Origin of the sequence: Thiomonas sp. FB-Cd (assembly GCF_000733775.1) — a bacterium.
Taxonomy (GTDB): Bacteria; Pseudomonadota; Gammaproteobacteria; order Burkholderiales; family Burkholderiaceae_C; genus Thiomonas_A.
The window spans coordinates 156,756-173,211 of record NZ_JPOE01000002.1; the positions used below are offsets into that span (position 1 = coordinate 156,756).

At 60.5% G+C, this 16,456-nt stretch carries 16 protein-coding genes and 2 riboswitches; of the genes, 13 read left to right on the top strand and 3 right to left on the bottom strand.

Annotation, left to right across the window (positions count from 1 at the left end; all coding sequences use genetic code 11):
• Nucleotides 1-278 precede the first annotated feature (278 nt).
• Nucleotides 279-1,340, top strand: coding sequence for a branched-chain amino acid ABC transporter substrate-binding protein (locus CD04_RS0100780; protein ID WP_197032987.1), 1,062 nt, complete (start codon nt 279-281; stop codon nt 1,338-1,340).
• 105 nt (nt 1,341-1,445) lie between these two features.
• Here CD04_RS0100780 and CD04_RS0100785 read toward each other — a convergent pair whose 3' ends face one another.
• Nucleotides 1,446-1,760, bottom strand: coding sequence for a c-type cytochrome (locus tag CD04_RS0100785; protein ID WP_031403928.1), 315 nt, complete (start codon nt 1,758-1,760; stop codon nt 1,446-1,448).
• Nucleotides 1,761-1,807: 47 nt separating this feature from the next.
• Between CD04_RS0100785 and CD04_RS0100790 the strand changes: the two genes are divergently transcribed.
• The 5 genes from CD04_RS0100790 (at nt 1,808) to CD04_RS0100810 (ending at nt 8,114) form a co-directional block, all read left to right on the top strand.
• Nucleotides 1,808-2,167, top strand: coding sequence for a TIGR04438 family Trp-rich protein (locus tag CD04_RS0100790; protein WP_231480412.1), 360 nt, complete (start codon nt 1,808-1,810; stop codon nt 2,165-2,167).
• 57 nt (nt 2,168-2,224) lie between these two features.
• Nucleotides 2,225-2,354: riboswitch (glycine riboswitch) on the top strand.
• Between the two features lie 4 nt (nt 2,355-2,358).
• Nucleotides 2,359-2,477: riboswitch (glycine riboswitch) on the top strand.
• A gap of 47 nt (nt 2,478-2,524) precedes the next feature.
• The gene (gene gcvT / locus CD04_RS0100795; RefSeq protein ID WP_031403930.1) at nt 2,525-3,688 is read left to right on the top strand and encodes a glycine cleavage system aminomethyltransferase GcvT; all 1,164 of its coding nucleotides are present in this window, start codon (nt 2,525-2,527) and stop codon (nt 3,686-3,688) included.
• A 47-nt stretch (nt 3,689-3,735) separates the two neighbouring features.
• Nucleotides 3,736-4,110 carry a glycine cleavage system protein GcvH gene (gene gcvH, locus CD04_RS0100800; protein WP_031403931.1) on the top strand — a complete coding sequence of 125 codons (375 nt, stop codon included), beginning with the start codon at nt 3,736-3,738 and terminating at the stop codon, nt 4,108-4,110.
• A gap of 44 nt (nt 4,111-4,154) precedes the next feature.
• Nucleotides 4,155-7,070, top strand: coding sequence for an aminomethyl-transferring glycine dehydrogenase (gcvP, locus tag CD04_RS0100805; protein WP_031403932.1), 2,916 nt, complete (start codon nt 4,155-4,157; stop codon nt 7,068-7,070).
• 114 nt (nt 7,071-7,184) lie between these two features.
• Nucleotides 7,185-8,114: a methylated-DNA--[protein]-cysteine S-methyltransferase gene (locus CD04_RS0100810; protein ID WP_081857739.1), complete on the top strand. Its 930-nt coding sequence runs from the start codon at nt 7,185-7,187 to the stop codon at nt 8,112-8,114.
• A gap of 283 nt (nt 8,115-8,397) precedes the next feature.
• On the opposite strand, the gene selD is transcribed toward CD04_RS0100810, so the two are convergent.
• Together selD and CD04_RS0100820 are read right to left on the bottom strand one after the other, a co-directional pair.
• Nucleotides 8,398-9,456 (bottom strand): selenide, water dikinase SelD, encoded by a 1,059-nt coding sequence (selD, locus tag CD04_RS0100815; RefSeq protein WP_031403934.1) that lies wholly within the window; start codon nt 9,454-9,456, stop codon nt 8,398-8,400.
• Nucleotides 9,457-9,543: 87 nt separating this feature from the next.
• Nucleotides 9,544-10,428, bottom strand: coding sequence for a LysR family transcriptional regulator (locus CD04_RS0100820; RefSeq protein ID WP_031403935.1), 885 nt, complete (start codon nt 10,426-10,428; stop codon nt 9,544-9,546).
• Between the two features lie 398 nt (nt 10,429-10,826).
• Between CD04_RS0100820 and iscR the strand changes: the two genes are divergently transcribed.
• From iscR to fdx, 7 genes are all read left to right on the top strand, one after another.
• Nucleotides 10,827-11,363: a Fe-S cluster assembly transcriptional regulator IscR gene (gene iscR, locus CD04_RS0100825; protein ID WP_031403936.1), complete on the top strand. Its 537-nt coding sequence runs from the start codon at nt 10,827-10,829 to the stop codon at nt 11,361-11,363.
• Nucleotides 11,364-11,445: 82 nt separating this feature from the next.
• A complete protein-coding gene (locus CD04_RS0100830; protein WP_031403937.1) occupies nt 11,446-12,666 on the top strand; it encodes an IscS subfamily cysteine desulfurase in 1,221 nt (406 codons plus the stop codon).
• Between the two features lie 57 nt (nt 12,667-12,723).
• A complete protein-coding gene (iscU, locus tag CD04_RS0100835) occupies nt 12,724-13,146 on the top strand; it encodes a Fe-S cluster assembly scaffold IscU (protein ID WP_031403938.1) in 423 nt (140 codons plus the stop codon).
• Between the two features lie 27 nt (nt 13,147-13,173).
• The gene (gene iscA, locus CD04_RS0100840; protein WP_031403939.1) at nt 13,174-13,497 is read left to right on the top strand and encodes an iron-sulfur cluster assembly protein IscA; all 324 of its coding nucleotides are present in this window, start codon (nt 13,174-13,176) and stop codon (nt 13,495-13,497) included.
• Nucleotides 13,498-13,529: 32 nt separating this feature from the next.
• A complete protein-coding gene (gene hscB / locus CD04_RS0100845; RefSeq protein WP_051848832.1) occupies nt 13,530-14,147 on the top strand; it encodes a Fe-S protein assembly co-chaperone HscB in 618 nt (205 codons plus the stop codon).
• Nucleotides 14,148-14,188: 41 nt separating this feature from the next.
• A complete protein-coding gene (hscA, locus tag CD04_RS0100850; protein ID WP_051848833.1) occupies nt 14,189-16,093 on the top strand; it encodes a Fe-S protein assembly chaperone HscA in 1,905 nt (634 codons plus the stop codon).
• A 4-nt stretch (nt 16,094-16,097) separates the two neighbouring features.
• Nucleotides 16,098-16,430 carry an ISC system 2Fe-2S type ferredoxin gene (gene fdx / locus CD04_RS0100855; RefSeq protein WP_031403942.1) on the top strand — a complete coding sequence of 111 codons (333 nt, stop codon included), beginning with the start codon at nt 16,098-16,100 and terminating at the stop codon, nt 16,428-16,430.
• Nucleotides 16,431-16,456: the final 26 nt, after the last annotated feature.

Consider the following 16,456-nt stretch of genomic DNA (forward strand, 5'->3'; position numbering starts at 1 on the left):
GACAATTTCCTCGCCTCGATGTCATGCTGTAGGGCCTGAGCGTGGGCGCGCTCTAGCGTTCCCCCATCCTGGCGCCCTCCGTGGCCACAATGCCCTTGTCGGGGACCATGCACAATGCATCCGCATTCCTCTATGACCCTCAAACCATGACTGGCAACTCCCGCGTTGCGCGTTTCACTGTTTGTCTTTTGGCTCTGGCCTGCAGCGGGCTGGCGCGGGCTGGCGCGCCTGATGGCTTAGCTAGCCCGCGCCAGACGACGCCGGATCAACAACCTTCGATGACCGTCGTTATCGGCAGTGCAGCACCTCTTTCCGGAGCGCAGGCGGCATTCGGGACGGACAATACCGACGGCGTGCGCATGGCTATCGACGATCTGAACAAGAGAGACATCCAAATCGGCGGCCACAGGGTGGTTTGGAGGCTCGACGCGCAGGACGATAAGGCGGATCCGTCAAGGGCAGTGCAGGTGGCGCGAAGATTTGTCGCCGAGCATGTGAATGGCGTGATTGGCCACTTGAACTCAAGCTGCACAGCAGCTGCCGCGCCGATCTATGCATCGGCTGGCATTCCAGAGATCACGCCATCGGCCAGCGATCCGAAAATTGCGCAGCACGGCTATCGGTCCTTTTATCGCATTATTGCGAACGATTATGCGATCGGTGCCGGCCTCGCGTTGTATGCACAGAAAGGCCTGAAGGCAAAAACAGCGGCCATCGTGGACGATGGGACTGACTATGGCAGCAGTATTGCGCAGGCCTTCGCGCGTGTAGCAAAGTCCTTAGGGATCCAGATTCTGGATCAGGAAAGCGTGAACCCGACAGCAACCAAATTTGAAGAGATCGTCGACAAGATCGGGCGCCTTGAACCGGACGTTGTGTTCTACGGCGGCATGGCACCTCAGGCCAGCACTTTGTTGCAGCAAATGCGCAGACAAGGCAGCAAAGCGCGATTCCTTGGTGGCGACGGGATCTGCACGCCGGAGTTTGCCAAGCTAGCGGGCACGGCTGCGAATTCGAACGTCATCTGTGCCGAAGGCGGCGTGCCCATGGCGAGAATGCCCTCCGGCTCGGCGTGGAAGGATCGCTTCGATGCCCAATTCGGCGCCTCGACTTTTCAACTCTATGCGCCTTACGCCTATGACGCCACAATGCTGTTGGCGCAAGCGATGATCGAGACGGGCTCCGTGAGCCCCCAGATTTACCGCCATGCCATTCGGCACATAGGCTATGACGGCGTGACCAAGAGCAACATTCAGTTCAACAGCGACGGCGAACTTGTTGATCCCGCAATCACGATTTCGAGTTTTCCGGGTGGCCACAAAACAGCGCTCAGCCGATGAGCTTGGCTCAGCGATCCGGCGATCCGCAGTGTGCTTTAGCGAGTCATCACAAAAAAACGGGGGCGCAGAGCGCCCCCGTTTTCATAACAGCATGGTGCCGAGAAATTACTTCTTCATGCTCAGAATCCAAGTCACCAGCTCTTTGGCTTCCGCCGGGGTGACCTGAGGATTGGCAGGCATGGGCACTGGACCCCACACACCGGAGACACCGTGCAGCACGGCGTTCACCAGCGTGGCTTCGGCCCCCGGCTTGCCAGCGTACTTGGCGGCCACATCTTGGTAGGACGGGCCAACGAGCTTCTTGTCCACTGCATGGCACGCCAAGCAGTTCTTGGACTTGGCCAGGGCAGTCATGTCGGCGGCGTACGCTTGCGACACGCCGGCAACGGCTAGACCGACAGCAATCACAATTTTTTTCATTCCAGATCTCCAAGGTTGAGCGAAGCTATCCGCTATAACGCCACGGCATGCAGACGGTTGACATGCTTGATGCACTCAGCGCAACAGCAGCGAGAATGCTAACCGACACGCAGGTGTTTACATGTAAATCGGAACTGAATATTGATCCTGGCTCAGGGGGAACAGCGATGTGGATCTTGATTGTTGCAATCGTGCTACTCGGTTTGAAGCTGGCCGCAATCGGCCCTTTTGCCAATCTGTCGTGGTGGTGGGTAGCTGTGCCGCTGGCATTGGTATTTCTGTGGTGGGAAATCATTGATCCCATGTTTGCCGTGTCGCAAAAACGCGCTCAGCGTGAAATGGATGATCGCAAGAAGGAGCGCAACGAACGCGCGCGAAGATTTCTCGGTATGCGTCCACGCAAGTAAAAAAAGATGGGAAGCGACAGGGGACGCGAGCAGCCGCTGATGGGCATGCGATACACTCGCCAACTGTCAGGAGAGTGTCGACGGGCTTGCAAATTGCGCGCGGCCCGAAGGCCGCCGAAGGCGTAAATCCGAGCAGCTTTGAGGCTGTTGGGGTGTACCGCTCAGGCAAAAGGACTGACGACACCCTCACGGGTGACCTCACTGGAGAGCGGCGCCCGTTTTCGGGGGCCCACCGAAGGGGCAAGCCGGGCGGCATGCATGCATGCTCCGTACGGTCAATCTCTCAGGTACCAAGGACAGCGGGGCGTCATCGCCGGAATTGGCCCGGCGGATTTCTGCACGCCTTTGGAGACGCCTGTGTCTGCCTCTACTGAATCTGTCCTGCTGCAAACGCCCTTGTTTCTCGTGCACCATGTGCTTGGTGCCAAGATGGTGCCGTTTGCCGGGTATGCGATGCCGGTGCAGTATCCATCGGGCATTGTGGCGGAACACCGACAGACCCGCGAGTCAGCTGGGCTGTTTGACGTCTCGCATATGGGGCAAGTGCGCATCACCGGACCGGACGCGGCTGCTGCCCTGGAGAGCCTTATTCCGATCGATGTACAGGGCTTGCCCGTGGGGCGGCAGCGCTATGGCTATTTCACCGACGACGCCGGCGGCATCCTGGACGATTTGATGCTCACCCACCGGACGCGTGCGGACGGACAGGGAAGTGAGTACTTTTTGATCGTTAATGCGGCCTGCAAGACGCAGGATTTGGCTTGGATGCGCGAGCGCATTGGGGCGCGCTGCCATATCGAGCCGTTACCGGATCAGGCACTCATAGCCCTGCAAGGGCCGCAGGCGGTGACGGCGCTGCAATCCCTGCTTCCCGATGTGGCCAAATTGCGATTCATGGATGCGGCGTGGTTTGCGCTGCCCCCGACGATCGGCAAGCACCCGGTCTTCATCAGCCGCAGCGGCTATACAGGTGAGGATGGTGTGGAGATTTCGGCGCATCAATGGGATGCGGAGCCGCTGGCAAGCGCGTTGTTGGCATTGCCCCAAGTCAAGCCAGCAGGGCTTGGTGCGCGCGACAGCCTGCGCCTGGAAGCGGGGCTGTGCCTTTATGGCCACGATATGGACACGCATACAACGCCCGTTGAAGCCAGTTTGCAATGGGCCATACAGAAAGTTCGGCGCACGGGCGGTGCTCGCGCTGGCGGTTTCCCCGGGGCAACGCCCATTCTTGCGCAGATCGACGATACATCACGCGTGGCGCGCAGGCGCGTGGGCCTTGTCGCCGACGAGCGCGTTCCCGTGCGTGAAGGCGCCGAATTGCAGGACGCTGACGGACGTGCCATCGGCCACGTAACCAGTGGCAGCCTGACGCCAACGGCCGGAAGACCCATCGCGATGGGTTACGTGCAAAGCTCGGCCGCAGACATCGGTTCCATGCTTTTCGCCTTGGTGCGTGGCAGGCAGATTCCCATGCATGTCACGTCCATGCCTTTCGTGCCACATCGCTACTCGCGCGCCTGAAAGCGCGCGGGTTCTCGTTCTCGTTCCAACACGTCCTGGAGTCCACTATGACACTCAAGTTCACCGCAGACCACGAATGGGTCCGTCTCGAAGCCGACGGTACTGCCACTGTGGGGATCACACCCCATGCGCAGGACGCATTGGGCGACGTGGTGTTCGTCGAACTGCCTGGCACAGGCAAAACCTACGCTCAAAAAGATGCGGCCGGTGTCGTCGAATCCGTCAAGGCTGCTGCTGATGTGTACATGCCCATTGCGGGGGAAGTCGTCGCTGTCAATGATGCGCTGGTGGCCAATCCTGCGTTGGCCAACACCGATCCGCAGGGAGCGGGGTGGTTTTTTCGCGTGCGCCCAACCGACTTGTCCCAGATCGATACATTGATGGATCAGGCCGCGTATGACAAATTGTTGCAAGGTGCCTGAGCTGTGCCCGTGTCGGACCGGCCTCCCTTTTTTTGAGTACATCCATGTTGATGCAAACTGAACCCACTCTGGCCGAGCTTGAAGATAGCGCGGCTTTCCAGCGCCGCCATATCGGCCCGAGCGCCGCTGATCAAAATTCCATGCTGCACGCCCTCGGGCAACCTGATCTGGAGGCGTTGATGCAGGCGGTCATTCCCGCCGGTATTCGCCGCAAGCGTAAGTTCGAGCTGCCTGCGGCCTTGGGCGAGCAGCAGGCGCTGGTTGAGCTTCGTGACGTGGCCCAGCTCAATCAGGTCATGCGTAGTTTCATCGGCCAAGGCTATGCGAATGCTCACATGCCCGGCGTCATCCAGCGCAACGTGTTGGAGAATCCAGCCTGGTATACCGCCTACACCCCGTATCAACCCGAGATTAGCCAAGGGCGGCTGGAAGCGCTGATCAACTTCCAGACGATGGTGACGGACCTCACGGGGCTCGATGTCGCCAACGCGTCGATGCTGGACGAGGCAACCGCGGCGGCTGAGGCCATGACGCTGGCGTTGCGTGCGGCAAAGAGTGCGAGCCGCAGCATGTACGTGGCCAATGACGTGCTGCCGCAGACGATCGAAGTCATCCGGACTCGCGCCCGCCCCCTCGATTTGCAGGTGGTGGTCGGCCCCGCCGCACATGCCGCCGATTCGGACCATTTTGCCGTGCTACTGCAGTACCCCGGCGTGGACGGCGGCATCCATGACTTTCGAGCGTTGATCAAAGGAGCCCATGCAAAGGGTGCCGTCGTCATTATGGCGGCTGACATCCTGGCGCTCACGCTGCTTGCGGCTCCTGGCGAACTTGGTGCGGACATTGCCGTGGGCAATACCCAGCGTTTCGGTTTGCCTCTGGGTTTCGGCGGGCCACACGCCGCCTATATGGCCGTGCGCGACGCACTCAAGCGCCAGATGCCTGGCCGCTTGGTTGGCGTGAGCGTGGACGCTCATGGCAACCCGGGGCTGCGCTTGGCACTGCAGACTCGCGAGCAGCACATCCGCCGCGAAAAGGCAACCAGCAATATTTGCACTGCCCAGGTTCTCCCAGCAGTGCTGGCCAGCATGTACGCCGTCTATCACGGCCCACAGGGGCTGCGTCGCATCGGTCAACGCGTCCATGCCTTCACGGCTATTTTGGCTGAGACGCTCAAGCACCAGGGCTGGAAGCTGCAACACGAAGCGTTTTTCGATACCCTTACCGTGCTTACTGGTGCGCACACCCAAGCAGTCCACGCAGCAGCACATGCGGCGGGGATCAACCTGCGCCGTGCCGGTGCGGACCGAGTCGGCGTGACCCTGGATGAAACCGCGACACGCGACGATGTGCTTGCGCTGGTCGGTGCTTTCGGCAGTGCGCGCGGCTTGCGGCCGCCAGCCGAGAACTTGTTTGACCCTTATGCCAAGGGCGTCGCCACGCGATACCCGGCGGAGCTCGCCCGCAGCACGGCCTATTTGACGCATCCCGTATTTAACCGCTATCACAGCGAGACCGAGATGCTTCGCTATCTGCGTCGTTTGGCCGACAAGGACATTGCCCTGGATCGGGCGATGATTCCCTTGGGGTCATGCACGATGAAACTCAATGCCACGAGCGAGATGATTCCCATCACCTGGCCGGAGTTCGCTGCCATTCATCCTTTCGCGCCAGCTGAGCAGACACGTGGCTATGCACGACTGGCTGCCGAACTGGAGCAGTGGCTGGCCCAGGCCACTGGGTACGATGCGGTAAGCCTGCAGCCCAATGCGGGCTCGCAGGGGGAGTACGCGGGGCTGCTCGCGATCCACGCATGGCATGAAAGCCGGGGCGACACGCGCCGTAATGTTTGCCTGATACCTTCCTCGGCGCATGGCACCAACCCCGCGTCCGCGCAGATGGCAGGGATGCAGGTGGTGGTGGTGGCATGCGATGCGAGCGGCAGTGTGGATCTGGATGATTTGCGGGCAAAGGCGCAACAACATGCGGAACGGCTTGCAGCCTGCATGATCACCTACCCATCCACGCATGGCGTGTTTGAGCCGCGAGTGCGGGAAATCTGCGACATCGTTCATGAGTTCGGCGGCCAAGTGTATGTGGATGGGGCCAACATGAACGCCATGGTGGGCTTGGCCAGTCCGCCCGAGTTCGGGGCCGATGTGTCGCACCTGAACCTCCACAAGACCTTCTGCATTCCTCATGGTGGTGGCGGACCCGGGGTGGGCCCGGTTGCAGTGCGCTCGCATTTAGCCCCTTTCTTGCCAGGGCATGCCGCGAGCGGTGATGCGGGAAAGGCCGTGGGGGCCATCAGCGGTGCTGCACTCGGCAATGCCTCGGTGCTACCCATTACCTGGATGTATATCCGCATGATGGGCGCAGAGGGCCTGACCGCGGCCAGCGCCGTGTCCATCCTCAACGCGAATTACATGGCTCACCGCCTGGCGCCTCTGTTTCCGGTGCTCTACACGGGCGACAGCGGTTTCGTGGCGCACGAATGTATCCTGGACCTCCGCAACTTGAAGGACAGCAGTGGCATCAGCAATGAGGACGTGGCCAAGCGATTGATGGACTACGGATTCCATGCTCCAACCATGAGCTTTCCGGTGCCGGGAACGCTCATGATCGAACCCACCGAGAGTGAATCGCTCGCTGAACTGGATCGCTTTGTCGACGCTATGGTCGCCATCCGCGCTGAAATTGCACAAATCGAAGAGGGGGTCTGGCCGCGGGACGATAATCCCTTGAAGGGTGCACCGTTTACCGCCGCTTCAGTCCTCGGCGCTGAATGGACACACCCCTATGCGCGCGAGCAGGCCGCCTTTCCCGTCCCCAGTCTGCGCGCGCACAAGTATTGGGCGCCGGTGGGACGCATCGACAACGTCTGGGGCGATCGCAATCTGCAATGCGCCTGCATCCCGGTAAGCGACTATGCAGTGGATTCGGACGTAAAAGGCGCGTAACACGGGGGGGCTGGCCCTGAGTGAGCAGTCGCGGGCGGTCCAGACGCTGGCCAGGGCCTTCTCATCGCAGGAATCGGAATGCAGGGGCGATGGATGTGGTCATAGGCTTATGGCATGCGCACTCCAGACAGCCCATCCCCCATGCCTGCCGACGACGTCTTTGTGTCGCAGATCGCGCTCAAGCGCACACAAGCCGCCATTGAGCGGCTCGTTCTCGCTGGGCACGAACTACGGCTGGACGCTTTGGCTTGCGCGGTTGGTTTAAGTCCAGGACACTTTCAACGCGAATTCAGCGCGTGCGTGGGATTGAGTCCCAAGCGTTTTGCCCAAGTCCTGGCCAAGGAGCGCCTTCTGCATGCCTTGCGGGCGGATATGCCGGTATTGCACGCCGCATTGGAGGCGGGACTCTCAGGTCCGGGGCGGGCCCACGAACTGCTGATCCACGCCGAAGGCGCGACCCCTGCACAGGCACGACAGGCTGGGAGAGGCATGCGCATTACCGCCGGGATGGTCCACACCGAGCTTGGGGTCATGTTCGCAGCATGGACCGGCCTGGGATTCTGCGCGTTGGAATTTGCGCGGAGTGGTGCGCCTGATGAAGCACACGAGCTTCAGGCGAGTCTGCAAACGACTTGGCCAAACGCCCTCTGGGCGCGCGACGATGCGATGCTCCAGGCGCGTGTGCGGGGTGCACTGGACTCGGGAGGTCACGCCGCCGTGCACGTGCGTGCCAGCCATTTTCGCTTGCGTGTGTGGCAGGCGCTGATGCAATTGCCGCCAAACGCCCTCGTAAGCTACGGCGGTCTCGCGCGAGCTTTGGGTCGACCCGACGCTGCGCGGGCGGTGGCCGGAGCCGTGGCAGCCAATCCCGTGGCCATTTTGATTCCATGCCACCGCGTGATCCGCGAAAGCGGCGAGCTGGCTGGCTATCGCTGGGGTATCGCGCGCAAGGCCATGCTCATTGCGCGTGAGCAGGATGTTGGGAGCTCCATAAAGGGGTGCGATGGCGTGTCCGCCGCGCGCGTTGGAGTCGCGCAAGCGTAGTTTGGTCCTTCAAAAGACAACCCGCCACCGTTGTGCGTGTCGACGCGGTCTTTTTTCGGCGCTGAGGGTCGCGCTCGCGCAACACGCACATGGGAGACCGGCATTCGGACCCTCAAAACAGACCCGTCTGCTGGATCCGATGCGTCGGATTTGTCAACCGGCTCAATCGTGTCGACCGCAGACCGTCGGTGCAGCGCCGCAAGCCCGTGGCGGGAGACCTCGGGATTCGTGGCAAGCAGGAAACTCTGCTGTGGGCTCAAGATCCCGACCGGGCCGCAAGGGATCAGGTAACCAGCACCCGGGCTGGGCCGTCCAACATGTGGCCAATCACGGCAGCGTCCATAAAGCCCTCGTCGCGAAAAATTCTCAGCACTGCATCCCTGGCGGCTGCCTCGCATGTCACTAGAAGGCCGCCAGAGGTTTGCGGATCAGTCAGCAGCGCCTGCATGAGGGAGTCTGCGGTGCGCAACTCCACGTCCTGGCCATAGCTTGCCCAGTTGCGATTCGAGGCGCCGGTCACCATGCCTTGGGCAGCCAGATCACGCACACCGGCGATCAGTGGCACGTCCCCGGCGTTCACGTGTGCACTCAGTCCGGAGCCGCGGCAGATCTCGAGAAGGTGGCCAAGGAGTCCAAAGCCAGTCACGTCGGTGATCGCGTGCACACCTGGAAGCTCCGCTAGCAAAGGCCCAGGGGTGTTGAGTTGGGTCGCGGTCTGCACCATGCGGTGGTAGGCATCGGCACCCAGATTGTCCTTTTTCAAGGCCGCCGAAAGCACGCCTACGCCCAAAGGCTTGCCCAGGACCAGAACGTCACCAGCGCGGGCGTCTCGGTTGCGGCGAATGTGTTCAGGACGCGCCAGACCCAGCACTGCAAGCCCGTAGATGGGCTCAACGGAATCGATGGAATGGCCCCCTGCTACCGGTATGCCTGCGCGTGCGCAGATCTCCTGTCCGCCGCGAAGGATGGCAGCTATCGTCGAAGACGGTAGGACATGAATGGGCATGCCCAGAAGCGCCAAGGCCAAAATGGGTCGCCCGCCCATGGCGTAAACATCAGAGATGGCATTGGTGGCGGCGATGGCACCAAAGTCGCGCGCGTCGTCGACAACTGGCATAAAAAAATCCGTTGTCGCAATCAGGGCTTGCTCACTATTGAGCAAATAGACCGCCGCATCGTCTGAGGTCTCGATCCCGACGAGCAGCTCCTTGGGGGCTGGAAACAACGGGTTTTGTTGCAGGATCGAGCTCAGCACGCTCGGGGCGACCTTGCAGCCGCAGCCGCCCCCATGAGAGAGGGACGTGAGGCGAGGCGCGACATCAGTACGGTTTTCCTGGGCCATAAAGAAGAAAGGAGCGTTGAATGGAGTGAATGCGGGAGGGGCGGCGGATCAACACAATGGCCAAGCGCACGCGCACCGCGTGAACGCTCAGGCCGCGGCCTCACGCCACGAGTCGCAGTGATCGATGAACCGCTGCAGGGGAGGGGAGAACACCTTGCGCTTGGGATGGATGCGGTAAAGGGTGCGCTCCAGGATCGGTAAAGGAGTATCTACGCAAACGAGTCGGCCCGTGGTGAGCAGATCCTGCACGACGCGCAACGGCAGGCAGCTAACGCCGAGTTGTTCCGCTACGGCATGCTTGATGGCTTCGGAGTTGCCGAGATGCATGGTCGATCCGAATCGCTGGACGTGCGGCAGCAATAGCGCTTCGACAGTCTCGCGCGTGCCTGATCCAGGTTCGCGCAGGATCCACCGCGCTGCACCCAGTTGCGCCAACGTGGCATGCTCCTTGGCGAGCGCGTGGGTGGGGGCGGCCACGACAACCAGTCTGTCGGTCACCCAGGGGCAGACCTCAAGTTCATCGTGGTGGCAGGCACCCTCGATAAACCCGATATCCACCTCATAATCGGCCACGGCCTTGATCACGTCCTGCGTGTTGCTGACCTCAAGCTGGAATTCCGCTTGGGGCCACAGTCGTTGATAGGCTCCCAGAACGGCAGGCATGAGGTAGTTGCCGATCGTGGTACTGGCGCTCACCCGCAAGGCTGCGGCCCCGTCGACAAACAGCGTTTCGACTTCTCGGATCTGGTCCAGAAGGGCAAGCGCGCGCGGTAGCAACAGGCGACCGGAGTCATTGAGGACCACGCGTTTGCCCACGCGGTCGAACACGCGGGTGCCAAGTTGCAATTCGAGTTCAGCAAGAGCCGCGCTCACTGCGGACTGCGACAACGAAAGCTGTCTGCCCGCCTCGGTCGTGCTGCCAGCGCGAGCGATCGCGACCATTACATCAAGTTGTCTCAGGGTCAGACGCATTGAAATTTCAAGTTGATTGGCCGTAATTGTCGCCTGTAATCGCTAAAAAGACCGAAGCCGAATGTCAGGGAGGGGCCAAACGCAACCTGAAGGACATATGGAGCCATTGATGATGTGTCGTTGAGTCGCGGTATCCGGAAGAAAACTGTGTCAAAACAAGGGTTTGAAAAAACCTGAAATCCTGAGCGGAACTAGGGGTTTTCAAACGGGTCTCACCACAAGAAGAAAGGTGAGGTACAGAAAGCAATGCAGTTTGTCCTAGACAAAATGTCTTAGTAGTTGACGGTTTCACTCAGGGTTCTGCTAGAATCCTACTGAATTCGTCAAGTATTGAGTGGGTGCGTGCCAGCCGATTTGGCGGCTGTGACGGTCATCCGCTTCTACACTTGGAGATCATCATGCGACTGACAACAAAGGGGCGATTTGCGGTGACCGCCATGATCGACGTGGCCATGCGTCAGCATCTCGGACCCGTTACTCTGGCCAGCATCAGCCAGCGCCAGCATATTTCCCTCTCTTACCTGGAGCAGCTTTTCGGCAAGCTGCGCCGGCATGAGTTGGTCGATTCGGTTCGCGGCCCAGGCGGTGGATACAGTTTGGCCCGTAAACCTGAAGAGATCAGCATCGCCGACGTCATTATCGCCGTGGACGAGCCGCTCGACGCCACGCAGTGCGGAGGCAAGGAAAATTGTCACGGCGAGGATGGCGAAGGTCGTTGCATGACGCATGACCTTTGGGCGGCGCTGAACACGCGCATGGTGGAGTTTCTGGATTCTGTCAACCTGAAGACCATGGTCGACCAGAATCTGGCACAGGGTGTGACCATCGAGGAAGTAGCCGTGGTGCGTAAACCCGTGTCGCCCATGCCGGCAAGCAAGCCTGTAAAAGTACGTGCGCCAAATTCCGTGTTCAATCTAGCCCAGAACATGGGGTGAGCGCCCTGGAGAGCAGGGGCGTATCGCTACGCCCTTGTCGCCAATCGGTCCTTCCATGCCACCTCATTCACGAGTCTGAACCATGTCGAGCACTCCGCATTTCCCTATTTATATGGACTACGGCGCAACCACGCCTGTCGATCCACGCGTCGTCGACGCAATGGTTCCTTGGTTGCGCGAGCACTTCGGCAACCCTGCATCACGAAGCCACGCGTGGGGGTGGGAGGCCGAAGATGCAGTGGAAAAGGCTCGTGCTCAGGTTGCGGATCTGGTGAACTGTGATCCCAAAGAATTGGTATGGACTTCAGGCGCCACGGAGTCGATCAACTTGGCGCTCAAAGGTGCAGCACATTTTTACCAGGCTCGCGGGAAACACATCGTCACGCTAAAAACAGAGCACAAGGCAGTGCTGGACACCTGCCGCGAACTCGAACGCCAGGGTTTCGAGGTCACCTACGTCGACGTGCAGCCTGACGGGATGCTGGACATCGCCAGCTTTACAGCAGCGCTGCGCCCGGACACCATCCTGGCCTCGGTGTTATTGGTAAACAACGAGATTGGCGTGATCCAGGATGTTCATGCGATCGGTGCGATCTGCCGGCAGCGCAACATCATCTTTCACGTGGATGCCGCGCAGGCGACCGGGAAGGTCACCATCGACCTCAAAAATTGGCCAGTGGACCTGATGAGCTTGGCCTCACATAAAACGTACGGCCCCAAGGGCATTGGCGCGCTGTTCGTGCGCCGCAAACCGCGCGTGCGCATTGAGGCGCAGATGCATGGTGGCGGCCACGAGCGTGGTATGCGTTCGGGCACATTGCCCACGCACCAGATCGTTGGCATGGGCGAGGCGTATCGGCTCGCCAAGCTGGAGATGGGTACTGAAATCGAACGCATTCGCATGCTGCAAAGGCGTCTTCTCGAAGGCATCATGGATATTGAGGAGGTCTATATCAATGGCAACCTCGAGCACCGTGTGCCGCATAACGTCAACGCAAGCTTCAATTTCGTGGAAGGTGAGTCGCTGATCATGGCAATCAAGGGGATTGCCGTGTCCAGCGGCTCGGCCTGTACATCGGCCAGCCTGGAGCCGTCTTACGTTCTGCGGGCCTTGGGACGCAGCGACGAGCTTGCGCATTCGTCGTTGCGCATGACGATAGGCCGCTTCACGACCGCTGAAGATATCGATTTTGCGATCAGCGTGCTCAAGGAGAAAGTGACCAAGCTGCGCGAGCTCTCGCCCTTGTGGGAGATGCACCAGGACGGCATCGATATCAGCACGATTCAATGGGCGGCGCACTAGAGCCACCAACCAGAGCCGCGGCTCAGCGCGGCGCGGAACGCACTTCAGGAGATCATCATGGCCTATAGCGACAAAGTCATTGAGCATTACGAAAATCCCCGCAATGTGGGCTCTTTTTCCAAAGACGACCCCATGGTGGGCACCGGAATGGTCGGTGCACCAGCGTGCGGCGATGTGATGAAATTGCAGATCAAGGTCAACGCGCAAGGCATCATCGAGGACGCACGCTTCAAGACCTATGGGTGCGGTTCCGCGATTGCCTCCTCTTCCCTCGTCACCGAATGGGTCAAGGGCAAAACGCTGGATGACGCGCTGCAGATTCGTAATACGCAGATCGCCGAGGAGTTGGCGCTGCCCCCCGTGAAGATTCACTGTTCCATCCTCGCTGAAGACGCCATCAAGGCCGCCGTAAAGGATTACCAAATGCGCCGGGCTGAGACAGCGTCCAGTGCTGGCGATTCCGAACCCAAGGCGGCTTGAGCCGTCATTTGATCGAGGAGTCATGGCATGCCCATTACGTTGACCGAAAGCGCAGCAAAGCATGTAGCGAACTACCTTGCCCAGCGTGGTAAGGGTGTGGGCGTGCGTCTGGGGGTGAAGACAACCGGTTGCTCAGGGCTCGCCTACAAGTTGGAGTACGCAGATGTGGTCAGCCCGGAGGATCAAGTTTTCGAGAGTTATGGGGTAAAGGTCTTGATTGACCCCAAGAGCCTGACCTACCTTGACGGCACGGAACTGGACTTCGTGCGCGAGGGTCTGCAGCAAGGCTTCAAGTTCAATAACCCCAATGAGCGCGATCGTTGCGGTTGTGGCGAATCGTTCAGGGTTTGAGCTTGGGTGCCGTTTCACAAGCCGCTTCGCGCATGTCGTTGAGTCCCAAACATGAGGTGCAGGATCGAGCCGATTTGCGCCAGGATCATTTCAGCCTCTTTGGGCTTCAAGCGCGATTCTCGATCGATGTCGAAGCGTTGACCCGCTCGTGGCGGCGCTTGCAGGCTGCGGTGCATCCAGATCGCTTTGCGGGCGCTGGTGCTGCTGAACGGCGTCTCGCCATGCAATGGTCGACTCAGGTCAATACGGCCTACCGCACGCTGCTGGATCCGCAGGCACGCGCTGCCTATCTTTGCGAGCTGCGCGGTGTCCCGATTGACGCCGAGCGCAATACCGCGATGCCCGCCGACTTCTTGATGCAGCAACTCCAATGGCGCGAAGAGTTGGACGAGGCACGCTCTGCAGAGGACGCGAATGCCATGCACGCGCTGGCGGAGATGGTGGAGCAGGCGCGCGAGCAGGCATTGTCACGTTTGGCCGCGCTTCTCGACGCAGAGGGCGCTGGCCCGGCAACAGTCGTGCGGCAGGACCAAGCTACACGCGAGGCGGCAACGCTCGTGCGGGTGTTAATGTTTGTGGATAAATTCCGCCAAAGTCTGGCGCCGTTGCAGCCTCGAGCTGCAAGCCAGTCGTTTATATCGGCAACCTGAGTTGCCCATTCAACGCGCTCAGAAAGGGCGCTTTTTGCTGCATGCCTCTCCTCCAAATTTCTGAACCCGGCCAGTCCCCCGATCCGCATCAGAGGCGGGTGGCCATCGGCATTGATCTTGGCACCACGCATTCACTCGTCGCCGTCGTGCGCAGTGGTGTGGCTGAGTGCCTGCCTGATGCGCAGGGTCGCGTCTTGCTGCCATCGGCTGTGCGCTACCACGCAGAGGGTGCGCCCACGGTTGGCTGGGAGGCGCTGGCAGCAAAAACCGCGGACCCGCAGGGCACAGTCGTATCGGCAAAGCGGCTGATGGGCCGCAGTCTTGCCGATCTTAGCCCGGCCATGCATCTTCCCTATCGATTCGCCGAGCAGCCCGGGATGGTGGGAATCCAAACGGTCCGGGGGGTAAAGACACCGGTGGATGTCTCGGCCGATATCCTGCGCGTGCTCAGGCAGCGCGCTGAAGATGCGCTCGGCACTGATATCGTCGGAGCTGTGGTGACCGTGCCCGCGTATTTTGACGACGCGCAGCGTCAGGCAACCAAGGATGCCGCGCGCCTAGCCGGGATCAATGTGTTGCGCCTGATTAACGAGCCGACGGCAGCCGCCGTCGCCTATGGATTGGATGATGCTGCCGAGGGTGTGTACGCTGTATACGATCTGGGTGGCGGCACATTTGACATATCGGTTCTGCGCCTCACGCGCGGCGTCTTTGAAGTCATGGCTACCGGTGGCGACACCTTCCTGGGAGGGGACGACTACGACGCTTTGCTGGCAGCCGAGATTGCGACGAAGAGTGGCCTTTCAACCCTTGATCCTCATGCGCGAGCGGCACTGCTGAGCGTCGCGCGAAATGCCAAGGAGAAACTCAGCAGCCAGGACACGGTCCGCGTCGACGTGGGGCTGCCGTCCGGCGAACGTGTGGCCCAGACGATCACGCAAGAGGATTTCGCGCGGTGTACCCAAGGGCTGACAGAGCGCACGATTGCGCTGTTGCATCAGGTGTTAGGCGACGCTCAGGTTAGCCCCCCGGACATCGCGGGGATCGTGCTCGTGGGAGGTTCGACGCGGATGCCAGTGGTGCGCCAAGCCGTGCGCCGATTCTTTGGGCGCGAGCCCATGGTTGATCTCAATCCAGATGAGGTTGTGGCTGTGGGTGCGGCGCGCCAGGCACATGCGCTGGCTGGCAATCACAGCGAAGAAGACCCGCTGCTGCTTGACGTCATTCCGCTGTCGCTTTGCCTCGAAACAATGGGGGGGTTGGTCGAGCGCATCATTCCGCGTAACACCACGATCCCGACTGCGCGTGCGCAGGAGTTCACAACATTCAAGGATGGGCAGACAGCGATGTCCATTCACGTCGTGCAGGGGGAACGCGAGTTGGTCGCCGATTGCCGGTCGCTTGCGCGTTTTGAACTGCGCGGCATTCCACCAATGACGGCGGGCGCCGCACGGGTCCTCGTCACGTTTCAGGTCGACGCCGATGGGTTGTTGGAAGTCAGCGCACGCGAGCAAAGCACTGGTGTGCAGGCAAAGGTGGAGGTCAAGCCGAGTTATGGCTTGAGCGATGCGCAAATTGCTGACATGCTGCAAGCGAGCTTTGCCGCGGCGGGTCGGGATGCCGCACAGCGTGCGCTGCACGAGGAGCAAGTGGATGCCGAACGCTTGCTCGACGCCACCCGCAATGCCATGCGCGCCGACTCGGATTTGCTGAGCGCGGAGGAGCTGGATCGTATCCATGCGGCGATGGCGAGCGTCGCCCAAGCTTCCCGCGGCGAGGACCATCTTGCCATTCGCAGCGCGATCGAACAGCTGGCGCACGTGACCGAATCTTTCGCTGCGCAGCGCATGAACCGCAGTATCCGCCGCGCTTTAGCCGGGAAAAGCGTTTCCAGCTTGGCCGGTGAGACACACGCGCTTGACCAGGCGGCCCCTAACGAGCCTTAAATCCATGCCCGTGATCACCGTTTTGCCGCACCATGAGTATTGCCCAGAAGGCGCAAGGGTTGAGGCCGAGCGCGGCACCTCCGTGTGCGAGGCGCTGCTCGAGCACGATATTCCAATCGAGCATGCCTGCGAGATGTCGTGCGCCTGCACAACCTGTCATGTGATCGTTCGCGAGGGTTACGCCTCGTTGGGGGAGCCTGATGAGTGTGAGGACGATTTGCTGGACCGCGCTTGGGGTCTTGAGCCGACATCACGCCTATCGTGTCAGGCCATCCTGAGCGATAAGGACGTCACGATCGAAATTCCCAAGTACTCGATCAATCACGCCAAGGAGTAGGGCGCGGAGTGATCTGCACGCGTGCG